This window comes from Micromonospora sp. NPDC049679 (genome assembly GCF_040659735.1).
In the GTDB taxonomy this organism is placed as follows: domain Bacteria; phylum Actinomycetota; class Actinomycetes; order Mycobacteriales; family Micromonosporaceae; genus Micromonospora_I.
Genome location: NZ_JBFANZ010000031.1, coordinates 17,502 through 29,570, shown reverse-complemented (window position 1 = coordinate 29,570; position 12,069 = coordinate 17,502). Strand labels below are relative to the sequence as shown.

8 protein-coding genes and 1 pseudogene are annotated in these 12,069 nt (G+C 73.9%); 7 read left to right on the top strand and 2 right to left on the bottom strand.

What is annotated here, in order from left to right; genetic code table 11:
• Positions 1-100 precede the first annotated feature (100 nt).
• Positions 101-1,453 (top strand): glutamine synthetase family protein, encoded by a 1,353-nt coding sequence (locus AB0J06_RS19575; protein WP_357430354.1) that lies wholly within the window; start codon positions 101-103, stop codon positions 1,451-1,453.
• Between the two features lie 81 nt (positions 1,454-1,534).
• Positions 1,535-1,746: pseudogene (locus tag AB0J06_RS19570) on the top strand (DUF350 domain-containing protein); the annotation flags it as partial.
• 58 nt (positions 1,747-1,804) lie between these two features.
• Here the strand turns inward: AB0J06_RS19570 and AB0J06_RS19565 are convergent.
• Together AB0J06_RS19565 and AB0J06_RS19560 are read right to left on the bottom strand one after the other, a co-directional pair.
• Positions 1,805-2,281: a hypothetical protein gene (locus AB0J06_RS19565; protein ID WP_357430353.1), complete on the bottom strand. Its 477-nt coding sequence runs from the start codon at positions 2,279-2,281 to the stop codon at positions 1,805-1,807.
• Positions 2,282-2,566: 285 nt separating this feature from the next.
• Positions 2,567-3,496, bottom strand: coding sequence for an LD-carboxypeptidase (locus AB0J06_RS19560; RefSeq protein WP_357430352.1), 930 nt, complete (start codon positions 3,494-3,496; stop codon positions 2,567-2,569).
• Between the two features lie 93 nt (positions 3,497-3,589).
• Between AB0J06_RS19560 and AB0J06_RS19555 the strand changes: the two genes are divergently transcribed.
• The 5 genes from AB0J06_RS19555 to AB0J06_RS19535 all read left to right on the top strand — a co-directional run bounded on the left by AB0J06_RS19555 (position 3,590) and on the right by AB0J06_RS19535 (position 11,922).
• Positions 3,590-4,354 carry a type 1 glutamine amidotransferase gene (locus tag AB0J06_RS19555; RefSeq protein WP_357430351.1) on the top strand — a complete coding sequence of 255 codons (765 nt, stop codon included), beginning with the start codon at positions 3,590-3,592 and terminating at the stop codon, positions 4,352-4,354.
• 7 nt (positions 4,355-4,361) lie between these two features.
• The gene (locus tag AB0J06_RS19550) at positions 4,362-7,367 is read left to right on the top strand and encodes a bifunctional [glutamine synthetase] adenylyltransferase/[glutamine synthetase]-adenylyl-L-tyrosine phosphorylase (protein ID WP_357430350.1); all 3,006 of its coding nucleotides are present in this window, start codon (positions 4,362-4,364) and stop codon (positions 7,365-7,367) included.
• The gene (locus AB0J06_RS19545; RefSeq protein ID WP_357430349.1) at positions 7,360-8,937 is read left to right on the top strand and encodes a hypothetical protein; all 1,578 of its coding nucleotides are present in this window, start codon (positions 7,360-7,362) and stop codon (positions 8,935-8,937) included. The genes AB0J06_RS19550 and AB0J06_RS19545 overlap by 8 nt, the downstream gene beginning before the upstream one ends.
• 5 nt (positions 8,938-8,942) lie before the next feature.
• A complete protein-coding gene (gene mptB, locus AB0J06_RS19540; protein WP_357430348.1) occupies positions 8,943-10,376 on the top strand; it encodes a polyprenol phosphomannose-dependent alpha 1,6 mannosyltransferase MptB in 1,434 nt (477 codons plus the stop codon).
• Between the two features lie 112 nt (positions 10,377-10,488).
• Positions 10,489-11,922, top strand: coding sequence for a pyridoxal-dependent decarboxylase (locus tag AB0J06_RS19535; RefSeq protein WP_357430347.1), 1,434 nt, complete (start codon positions 10,489-10,491; stop codon positions 11,920-11,922).
• The last annotated feature ends 147 nt before the right edge of the window (positions 11,923-12,069 follow it).

Here is a 12,069-nt window from a genome sequence, read left to right as displayed (position 1 = left end):
CACTGGGCCGCTGGGCGGCAGAGGACGCCCGGTGCTGCGCCGCGGGGCAACGGCGCGGAGAATGAGACTGGTCCGAGCAGCGCAGTGACGAGGGGTAGACGTGGACCGTCAGCAGGAGTTCGTGCTCCGCACGCTGGAAGAGCGTGACATTCGGTTCGTCCGGTTGTGGTTCACCGACGTGCTCGGCACGCTCAAGAGCGTCTCGGTCGCGCCCGCCGAGCTCGAAGCCGCCTTCGAAGAGGGGATCGGCTTCGACGGTTCGGCGATCGAGGGCTTCGCCCGCGTCTTCGAATCCGACATGGTCGCCATGCCCGACCCGACCACCTTCCAGGTCTTCCCGTTCGAGGGCGGGGTCAGCGGCGAGAGCGCCCGGATGTTCTGCGACATCCTGCTCCCCGACGGCAGCCCGTCCTGGGCCGACCCGCGCCACGTGCTGCGCCGCGCCCTGTCCCGGGCCGCCGAGAAGGGCTTCACCTTCTACACCCACCCGGAGATCGAGTTCTTCCTCCTGGAAAACGGCCCCGCCGACGGCTCGGTGCCGATCCCGGTCGACTCCGGCGGCTACTTCGACCACACCACCCACGCCGTCGCCCGCGACTTCCGCCGACAGGCCGTCCTCGCCCTGGAGCGGATCGGCATCTCCGTCGAGTTCAGCCACCACGAAGTCGCCCCCGGCCAGCAGGAGATCGACCTGCGCTACGCGGACGCGCTCACCACCGCCGACAACATCATGACCTTCCGGCACGTGGTCAAGGAGGTCGCGCTCTCCCACGGCGTACGGGCCACCTTCATGCCCAAGCCCTTCACCGACCAGCCGGGCAGCGGCATGCACACCCACCTGTCGCTCTTCGAGGGCGAGCGCAACGCCTTCCACGACGCCGGCGACCCGTCGAAGCTCTCCAAGGTGGCCAAGGCGTTCATCGCCGGGCTCCTGGTACACGCCCGGGAATACACCGCCGTCACCAACCAGTGGGTCAACTCGTACAAGCGCCTCTTCCCGCAGGCGCTGCCCGACCGGATCACCGAGTCCCCGGCGTACGTCTGCTGGGGTCACCTCAACCGCTCCGCCCTCGTGCGGGTGCCCGCCTACGGCAAGCCCAACTCCGCGCGGGTCGAGGTCCGTTCGCTCGATGCCGCCGCCAACCCCTACCTGGCGTTCGCGGTGATGCTCGGCGCCGGTCTGAAGGGCATCGAGGAGGGGTACGAGCTGCCGCCGGGCGCCGAGGACGACGTCTGGTCGCTGACCAACGCCGAGCGCAGGGCGATGGGCTACGAGTCGCTGCCCGAAAACCTCTCCGAGGCGATCGACGTGATGGCCAACTCGGAGCTGATCGCCGAGGTGCTCGGCGAGCACGTCTTCGACTTCTTCCTGCGCAACAAGCGGGCCGAGTGGGAGGAATACCGCCGCGAGGTCACCCCGTACGAGCGGCAGCGCTACCTCGGGGCGCTCTAGTCGATCGCTCCCGGCGCCGCTATCGTCTCCACGAAATCCGCCCGCTCGTGCCCGGGGTGGCTCGTCGGAACGGGCGGGGCGGTGCTGGCGGAACTCGTCACCGGGGCCTGGTAGAGCGTGGGGTTGCCGGGCTCGCCCTGATGGCCGGCGGCCTGGTACTGGTCGACGCGCTCACCCCGGGCCTGCTGCGCGAGTTGATCCGGGCGCACCGCAACGGCAACGCCGCGCTGCTGCTCGCGGCCAACCAGCTCGGCGTCGCCGGCATCGTCTTCACCGCGATCCTGACCAGCTACGGTACGGTCGGTGCCGCCCGTCGCGCCGCGTCAACCGGCGCGACGGGCGGGTTCGCGGCTACTTGGCCTGTGGCATGCCCGGCTTCGCGCCGAAGCCGGGCAGGACCCCGGCCTCGGCCGCCTTGGTGATCGCGTCGGCCTGCTCCTTGGTGAGCTTGCCCTGCGCGACGGCCTCCGCCAGGCGCTCCTTGAGCTTCGCCTGGTGCTCCGCCTTCCGCTCGGCCTTGAACTTCTCCGCGCTCGCGCCATCCGGCTTCGTCGCCCGATGCTGTTCCTTGATCTTCGTCAGGGCGGCGGTGACCTTCTCCTTCGGCACGCCGAGTTCGTTGGCCAGCTTCTCCGCGAGTTGGTCCTGGTGTTCCGCGCGAAGCTTCTTGTGCTCCGCGCCGCCCTTGTCACCGGTGGTCGAACTGCTCGGCGCGGACGGGGAACTCGGGTCCGCGAACGCGACGGCGGGCGCGGCGATCCCCACCGCGAGTACGCCAGCTGCGGCGACCCCGCCGAGCATGTGTTTCTTGGAAATCCGCCTGTGCATCAAGCCTCCCGTTGTCGTAATGGTGCAGATGACGTGGCCGAGTGTGGTCCGTCGAGCTGAGCCCGAGCCGTGGCCAGCCTGAGACGACGCTGAGAATCGCGGCCAATGCCGGGCATATGAGACACGTCCTGCTGCGTCGATCAAGGACGTTCACGTCGATCAAGGACATATTCACACGATTGAAGATCCAACAGCGTGAATTCGTCCTTGATCGACGGGGCGGGGGGTGGCGCGGGGGCGGGTGGGGTGGGGTGGGGCGCGGGTGGGGGTGGGGGTGGGGGTGGGTTAGCGGACGGCGGGGGTGATGGTGAGGGTGCCGGCGGTGGCGTCGAGGGTCGCGGGGACGCCGAGCGGCACGGTCAACTGGCCGACGCCGTGTCCGATCGGCAGACCGCCGAGCACCGGTACCCCGAGATCCGCGAGCCCCTCGGTGAGCACATCGGTCACGTCGACGGGCCATTCGTCGGCGCACCGGGTGAACTGGCCGATCGCCACCCCGGCGACGCCGCGCAGCGCGCCGGACCGGCGCAGGTGGGTCAGCATCCGGTCCACTTTGTACGGAGGTTCCTCGACCTCCTCGATCAGCAGGATCGCGCCGGTGAGGTCCGGCATGTCGGGCGTGCCGATCGAGGAGACGATCAAGCAGAGGTTGCCGCCGATCAGCGGACCGGTCGCCGTGCCGGGCAGCACGACCGACGCCGTCTCCTCGGTCTCCACGCGCCGCACCGTCACCGGGGCGTCGCTCATCAACGCGGCGCGCAGCGACTCGGCCGACGCCGGGGGTGTCCGCTCGTCGAGCCACGCCACGCCCGGGCCGTGCACGGTGGCGAGCCGGGCGCCGCGCCAGAGCGCGAACTGCAGCGCGGTGATGTCGGAGAAGCCGGCGACGACCTTCGGGTCCCGCCGCACCGCCGCCATGTCGATCGCGTCCACCACGCGCTGCGCGCCGTACCCGCCACGGGTGCAGAGCACGCCGCGGATCTCCGGGTCGGCGAAGGCGGCGTTGAGGTCGGCCGCGCGTAGCTCGTCGGCGCCGGCGAGGTAGCCCTGCCGGGCGTACGCATTGCCGGCGAGCACCGGTCGCAGCCCCCAGCCGGTGAGGAGTTCGATGCCGCGGGCGACCCGTTCCGGCCGGGTCGGGCCGGAGGGGGAGACCAGCGCGACGGCGTCGCCGGGGCGCAGGGCGGGTGGTCGGACGGCCTGATCGTCGGTCACAGGTGAGAAGACTAGGGCCTCGCGCTGTGACGCATGGGGCACGCGGGCGTACCGGTGCGCGGTGCGGCGCCGGGGGACCGATAGCCTCGACGCGTGGGTACCGCGCTGGTGATCGAGAACGACCCGACCGACGACCCCCGCCTGTTGGGGGAGTGGTTGACCGAGGCGGGGCTGCGGCTGGAGGTGCTGCGGCCGCACGCCGGCGACGCCCTGCCGGAAAATCTCGACGGCTACGTGGCGCTGGTGGTGCTCGGCGGCGAGCAGCAGGCCTATCCGGCGGCCGACGGGACGCCGGGGGCGTCCTGGTTCCCGGCGCTGGAAGGGCTGCTCCGCAAGGCCGTCCGGCACCGCGTGCCGACGCTCGCCGTCTGCCTCGGCGCGCAGTTGCTCGCCACCGCGCACGCCGGCACGGTGGAGCGGAGTCCGTCCGGCCCGGAGATCGGACCGGGGCTCGTCGCCAAGCGCGACGCGGCCGACACCGACCCGCTGTTCAAGTGGGTGCCGCTCCTGCCGGACGTCCTGCAGTGGCACGTCGACGAGATCACCGAGCTGCCGCACAACGCGGTGCTGCTCGCCGCCTCGACCCGCTACCCGCACCAGGCGTTCCGCCTCGGCGACCGGGCCTGGGGCCTGCAGTTCCACATCGAGTGCGACTCGGACATGATCGCGGGCTGGGCGGCGGACTCGACGGTGCTGGCCGAACTCGGCTACGACCCCGAGGACGTGGTGGCCGCCTGCGGCGCGGTGCTCGCCGACGTGGAAGAGGTGTGGCAGCCCTTCACCGCCCGGTTCGCCGCGCTGGCGCTGGGCGAGCTCGAGGGTGAGCCGCGTCGCACGCTGCCGCTGCTGGGGCAGTAGCGCGGCGATGACCAGACCGACGGGATCGTCCGCCCGGCTCGCCCGGTACGGCTTCGACATCGCCAACGGGGCGCGCACCGCGGAGATGCTCGGTCCCGACGGGCTCGGCCTGTGGAACATCGAGACGCGGGAGCCGGTGGACGGGTGCGCGGTCGAGGTGCTGACCACGCTGTCCCGGGCGGCCGACCCCGACCTGGCGCTGCGCCAGCTGCACCGGCTCGTCGAGGCGGAACGCCGCGCGGGCGTGGACGGATCCGTGCTGATGATCGCCCTGTGCGCCGACGCCGGCCTGCGGCGGCGGCTGATCGCCGTACTCGGCGCCTCGTCGGCGCTCGGTGATCATCTGGTCGCCAACCCGGACCAGTGGGCGGCGCTCGCCACCCGGGCGGACGGGACGGCGCCCGAGGCCGACGGGACGCTTGTCCGGGAGCCGCGGGCGGCAGAGGCAAACGCGGAGATCGCCGCGCTGCGCCGGGCGTACCGGCTGGCGCTGTTGCGGATCGCCGCGGCCGACCTGACCGGCGGTCGCAACCTGGAACAGACGATGGGCGCGCTCTCCGCGCTCGCGGACGCCACCCTGGCCGCGGCGTACGCGATCGCCGTCGGTGAACTTCCCGCCGGCACGGCCGAGCCGCGCCTCGCCGTGGTGGCGATGGGCAAGTGCGGGGGCGGCGAGCTCAACTACGTCTCCGACGTCGACGTGATCTTCGTGGCCGCCGAGGACGACGACCTCGCGCCGGCGACCAGCGTCGCTACCCGGCTGATCCACATCTGCGGGCTGGTGGCCTGGCCGGTCGACGCGGCCCTGCGGCCGGAGGGGAGCAGCGGGGCGCTGGTACGCACCCTCGCCAGCCACCTCGCCTACTACCAGCGCTGGGCCCGTACCTGGGAGTTCCAGGCACTGCTCAAGGCCCGTCCCGCCGCCGGCGACGCCGCGCTGGCGCAGGAGTGGATCGACCGGCTCGCGCCGCTGGTCTGGTCGGCGGCGGAGCGGCCGGAGGCGGTCGAGGACGTCCGCGCCATGCGCCGCAAGATCATCGACAACATTCCGCCGCGCGAGCTGGAACGGGAGATCAAGCGCGGGCCCGGCGGGCTGCGTGACATCGAGTTCGCCGTGCAGTTGCTGCAACTCGTGCACGGCCGGATCGACGAGTCGCTGCGGGTGCCGGGCACCCTGCCGGCGCTGCGCGCCCTGGTCGCCGGAGGTTACGTCGGCCGGGCCGACGGAGAGGCCCTGCTCGGCGGCTACTGTTTCCTGCGCCTCGTCGAGCACCGGCTGCAACTGCAGGGGCTGCGCCGCACCCACACCGTGCCGGCCGATCCGGGCGGACTGCGGTGGCTCGCCCACGCGTTGGGCTACACGGCGACCCCTGGGCGGGACGCCGTCGAAGCGTTCCGCGCCGAGTGGGTCAGCCACGCGACCGAGGTACGCCGGCTGCACGCCAAGCTGCTCTACCGGCCGCTGCTGGAGGCGGTGGCCCGGGTGCCCGCCGAGTCGCTGCGGATGACGCCGCAGGCGGCCCGGCACCGGCTGGAGATCCTCGGCTTCGCCGACCCGGCCGGGGCGCTGCGCCACCTGGAGGCGCTGACCGGCGGGCTGTCGCGCACGGCGGCCATCCAGCGCACACTCCTCCCCGTCCTGCTGCAGGAGTTCGCGGACGCGCCGGAGCCGGACCGCGGCCTGCTCAGCTACCGGCAGGTCTCCGACAAGCTCGGCGGCACCCCCTGGTACCTGCGACTGCTGCGCGACGAGGGGCCGGTGGCCGCGCGCCTCGCCCGGGTGCTGGTCGGATCCCGCTACGTCACCGACCTGCTGGCCCGTGAACCGGAGGCGCTGCGCCTCCTCGCCGACGACGCCGAGCTCACCCCGCGCGGCACCGATGTGCTGCTCGCCGGGTTCGCGGCGGCCGCGACCCGCCACCTCGACACCACCGGCGGCGCCCGGCCCGGTCCGGCGCAGGCGATCGGCGCCGTGCGCGCCCTGCGCCGCCGGGAACTGCTCCGGCTCGCCTGCGCCGACGTGCTCAGCCGGGCCAGCTCGCTCGCGCCCGCGCAGCCGGTCGACATCACCGCCGTCGGCACCGCCCTCTCCGACCTCGCCGACGCGACGCTCGCCGCCGCGCTGCGGGTCGCCTGCGCGGCACAGCCGCCGATGCCGGGGCTGCGTTTCGCGGTGATCGGGATGGGCCGCCTCGGCGGGTACGAGATGAGTTACCCCTCCGACGCCGACGTGCTCTTCGTCTACGACCCGCCGCCGGGAGTCGCCGAGGACGCCGCGAGCACGGCAGCCCATGCCGTCGCCGAGGAGCTGCGCCGCCTGCTCGGCATGCCCGCTCCCGACCCGCCGCTCGGCGTCGACGCCGACCTGCGTCCGGAAGGACGGCAGGGGCCGCTGGTGCGCAGCCTCGCGGCGTACGCCCAGTACTACGCGCGCTGGTCGAAGGTCTGGGAGGCGCAGGCACTGCTCCGGGCCCGCTTCGTGTGCGGCGACGCCGCCCTCGGCGAGGAGTTCCTCGCGGCCGCCGACCGGGTCCGCTATCCCGATCGGGGACTGACCCGCGAGCAGGTCACCGAGATCCGGCGGATCAAGGCACGGGTGGAGAACGAGCGGCTGCCCCGCGGCGCCGACCCGACCACCCACACGAAGCTCGGCCGGGGCGGGCTCGCTGACGTCGAGTGGGCCGTGCAGCTCCTGCAGCTCCGGCACGCCGGGACGATCGAGGCGCTGCGTGGCACCCGTACCCTCGACGCGCTGGTCGCGGCGCGCGACGCCGGGCTGGTCGATCCCGCCGACGCCGCCGCGATGGCCGCCGGGTGGACCCTCGCCGCCCAGGTCCGCAACGCGCTGATGCTGGTCCGCGGCCGGGCCACCGACCAGCTGCCGCGGCACGGGGTGGACCTGGCCGGTGTGGTGCGGCTACTCGGCGGCGCCGACCCCGGGGAGTTCCTCGACGAATACCTGCGCACCACGCGGCGTTCGCGCGCCGCCGTCGAGCGCGTCCTCGATGCCTGACCGTCGGTCGCCGCGGCTGGTCGTCGCCGGCACGGTGGCGGTGGCCGTCGCCCTGGCCGTGGCGTTCCTGCTCGCGCCCCCGATGGGCACCGATCTTTCCGCGCAGGTCGCCCGCGCCGGCTTCTTCGACCGGTACGGCTTCGCGCCGCTCGACTTCGGCTGGTACGGGGGCGTCTCGCCGTACGGCTACAGCCTGATCAGTCCGCCGATGATGAGCCTGCTGGGACCCCGCGTCACCGGGGCGCTCGCCGCCGTCGTGTCGGCCGTCGCGCTCGTTCTGCTCTTCCTGCGCACGGGGGCCCGGCGTCCGCTGCTCGGCGGGGTGCTCGGCGCGGTCTGCGTCGTCGGCAACCTGGTGTCGGGCCGGGTCACGTACGCCGTCGGGGTGGCCTTCGGGCTGCTCGCCCTGCTCGCCTTGACCAGCGCCCGGCCGTGGCTGCGTGGACCCGGAGCCGTCGCGGCCGCGGCGCTGGCCGCCGCGGCGAGCCCGGTCGCGGGCCTCTTCACCGGGCTGGCCGGCGTGGCGCTGGCGCTCTCCGACCGGTCCCGGTGGCGGGGCGGCGCCGCCGTCGCGGCCGGCGCGGCCGTGCCGCTGGCCGTGATGGCGCTGCTCTTCGGCGACGGCGGCTGGATGAACATCAGCGCCCTCGACGCGCTGCGCGCCGGCACGGTCAGCCTCGCCGTGGCGCTGCTGGTGCCGCGCCGGCCGGTGCGGGTCGGCGCGCTGCTCTCCGCCCTCGGTGTGGCGGCGGCGTTCGCGCTGCACACCCCGGTCGGGCTCAACGCCACCCGGCTCGCCGCGATGTTCGCGCTTCCGCTGCTCGCCGCGTACGGCCGGCTGCCGACGCGGCTGGCGGGCGCCCGCCGTCGCGCGGCGCTGCTGGCCGCGGTCCTGCTGCTGGTGGCGGTCTGGCAGCCGCCGGTCTCCCGTACCGACCTGGCTGCGGCGGGCGATCCGACCGCCGCGCGTGGCTATTTCCAGCCGCTCCTGGACGAGTTGGCGCGCCGGCCGGCCGGCCGGGTCGAGGTGGTGCCGACCGCCAACTACTGGGAGGCGGCGTACGTGCCGCAGGTCGCGCCGCTGGCGCGCGGCTGGCTGCGCCAGCTCGACCTCGCCCGCAACGGACTCTTCTTCGACGGCACGCTGGACGCCCGCTCGTACGCCACCTGGTTGCACGGGAACGGGGTGGCCTATGTCGCGGTCGCCGCGGCGCGGCCGTCGTGGGTCGGGCGGCGTGAGGCGGAGCTGATCGGGGGCGGCCTGCCCTACCTGCGGGAGGTGTGGCATGACCCCCGGTGGCGGCTCTACGCGGTGGTCGATCCGACGCCGGTCGTGGGGTCGCCGGGGCGGCTCGTCGAGGTCGACGCGGGCGGGGTGACGTTCACGGCGGACCGACCGGGGGATGTCCTGGTGCGGGTGCGCTGGTCGCGCTGGTTGGCCGTCGACGGGGCAGGCGCGTGTCTCGCCCCCGCCGCGCAGGGCTGGACCACCGTCCGGGTGACCCGTCCCGGCCGGCATGTGCTCTCCGGTCGACTGTGGCCGGGGCCCCGTTGCGGAAAGGTACGGTGACACATATGCCTGGTACGCCCCGGTATGCCGTCATCCGTTACCTCGGATTCGCCGGCGCGGTGTTGCTGGCCGTCGCCGCCTACCTCGGCGGCGCGCTGCCGCCGCTGCCCCGCAACGCCAACCCGGTCGCGCTGGCGCAGCACGGCAACGGCGGATGGGTGATGCTGACCTGGCTGCTCGGCACGAGCCTGCTCGTCTGGGCCTGGTGGTCGGCCCGCTACGCCGACCCGCCCATCCGCTGGATCTACGTCACGGTCGGACTCTGGCTGCTGCCGCTGCTCGTCGCGCCGCCGCTGGGCAGCCGCGACGTCTACTCGTACGCCTGCCAGGGCGCCGTCTACGACGCCGGCGGCGACCCGTACACGCACGGGGTGGCCGAACTCGGCTGCCCATGGCTGTCGACGGTCACCCCGATGTGGCGGGACACGCCCGCGCCGTACGGGCCGGTCTTCGTGCTGCTCGCCGGGGCCGCGGTCGCGCTCGGCGGCACACTGTGGGGCAGCATCGCGCTGCTGCGGGCGCTCACGCTCATCGGGGTCGTCCTCATGGCGCTCTGCGTGCCGGCGCTGGCCCGCCGTTGCGGCGTGCAGCCCGGCCGGGCGCTCTGGCTGGCGCTGGCCTGCCCGCTCGTGGCGGTGCACCTGGTCTCCGGCGCGCACAACGACGCCCTCATGGTCGGGCTGCTCGTCGCCGGGCTGCTGGTCGTCGCGGCCCGACCCGGGCACGCCGGGGTGCTGCTCGCCGGCGGTGTCCTGCTCGGGCTCGCCATCGCCGTCAAGATCACGGCGGTGGTCGTCGTGCCGTTCGCCGCGCTGGCCGCGATCCCCGGCCCGTACCGGCTGCCCGCGCTGCTGCGGCACGGCGCGTGGGTCGCCGCCGGGGTGGTCGCCGCATTGCTGGGCTCCACGCTCGCCTCCGGGCTCGGGCTGGGCTGGGTCGCCGGGCTCAGCCACAGCGGCGACTCGGTGCAGTGGACGTCGCCCCCCACGGCGCTCGGCATCTTCATCGAATACCTCGGGCGCCCCTTCGGCCTGCGCTACCACGCCGTGCCGGTGACCCGGGCGCTCGGCCTCGTCGTCCTGGCCGTCGTCCTGGTCGTGCTCTGGTGGCGGGCCCGGCACCGCAACCCGCTCTTCGGCGCCGGGCTGGCGCTGGCCGCAACGGTCGCCCTGGCGCCGGTCTTCCACCCCTGGTACGCCACGTGGCCGCTCGCCGTGCTGGCCGCCACCACCGAGCGCATCCGATGGTTCGTCGTCCCGGTCGCCGTCGCCTGCTTCCTCACCCTGCCCGACGGCAACAACCTCGCCCGGTTCACCAAGTTCCAGGGCACCCTCTTCATGGCCATCCTGACCGTGGTGATCGCCTACCGGGGCCTGCGGTGGGCGCGGGCGCACCGGCGCGCCCGCGAGGCCGAGCGCGCCGGGTCCGCCGCCCGCTGACCGCGGCGGACCACCGCTGCCCGATTGGCTGTCCGCCCCGCGCCCCGGTCGATGCGAGGGTGAAGACGCTCCGTCTTCACGTCACCGCCGGCCGCATCAGAGGGGACAGCCGATGACCGATCCGTTGCTCGACCGGCACGCCACCGAGCCCGCGCTGCGTCGCGTCTACGAGGCGGCCGGCCCCTACCTCGACTCCCTCGCCGATCGGCCGGTTCACGATCCGGCCACCGAGCCCCTGCTGGCCGACCTCGGCGGGGCGGCGCCGCTGCCCGAAAAGGGCGACGGCGCGGACGCCGTCGTGGACCGGCTGCTCCGCGTCGGTACGGCCGCGGCCACCCACTCCGCCGGCCCGCGCTTTTTCCATTTCGTCATCGGTGGCGTCACCCCGGCCGCGCTCGCCGCCGACTGGACCGCCTCCACGCTCGATCAGAACGCCGGCTTCCGCGCCTCCTCCGCCCTCGCGACCGAGACCGAGAGCGTGGCCCTGCGATGGCTGCGCGAACTCGTCGGTCTGCCCGAGTCCTACGGCGGGGCGCTGGTCGCCAGCGCGACCTTCGCCAACTTCACCTCGCTCGCCTGCGCCACGCACTGGTGGGGGGAGCGGCACGGCGTCGACACCACCGCCGACGGGCTCGCCGGCCTGCCCCGCATGCCCGTGCTCTCCGGCGGCTACGTGCACGCCAGCGCCCGCAAGGCCCTGCAGATGCTCGGGCACGGCCGCAACAGCGTCGAGGTCTTCGCCCGCGACGCCGTCGGTCGGGTCGACCTCAACGCGCTCGACCGCCGGCTCGGAGAGTTGGGCGCGCCAGCGGTCGTGATCGCCAACGCCGGCGAGGTCAATGCCGGCGATTTCGACCCGGTGGACGCGCTCGCCGACATCGCCGAGCGGCACGGCGCCTGGCTGCACGTCGACGGGGCGTTCGGACTCTTCGCGGCGGTGTCCCCACGGACCGCGCATCTCGTCCGCGGAATCGAGCGGGCGGACTCGATCGGATGCGACGCGCACAAGTGGCTCAACGTGCCGTACGAGAGCGGGTTCGCGTTCCTGAAGGAGCCCGGACGGCTCGGGGCGACCTTCGGCATGCCCGGTGCCCCCTACCTGCCGAGCGCGGACAGCCCGCGCGGCGGGTACGCGCTGCTCGGCCCGGAGTCGTCGCGGCGCGCCCGGTCACTGCCGATCTGGGCGACGCTCGCCGCGTACGGGCGCGACGGGCACCGGGCGATGATGGAACGCCACCTCGATCTCGCGCAGCGGCTCGCGGGTCTCGTGGATGCCGCCGCGGAGTTGGAGCGGCTGGCCGAGGTCCCGCTCTGCATCGTGTGCTTCCGGGCGCGGCCGGCCGGGATGCCGGAGGCGGCGCTCGACGAGTTCAACCGGCGGCTGGGGGAGGCGCTCCTCAACGACGGGCGGGTCTTCGCCGGCACCACCGTGTACGGGGGCCGCGTCGCGCTACGCCCGGCGATCGTCAACTGGCGTACCACCGAGGCGGACATCGATCTCTTCGTCGACGTGGTCCGCGAACTCGCCGCCCGTCTCGTTACCTGACGGATGGAAACGGACAGGGCCGGCCCGCGCGTGCGGACCGGCCCTGTCGTTGTCGCGTCAGCAGTCGTAGTACATCGCGAACTAACTGCCCATCGCCGCTGACCTGGGAGAGCGGTTTCGATCAAGCCGCTGAGCAGGTCGTACGTC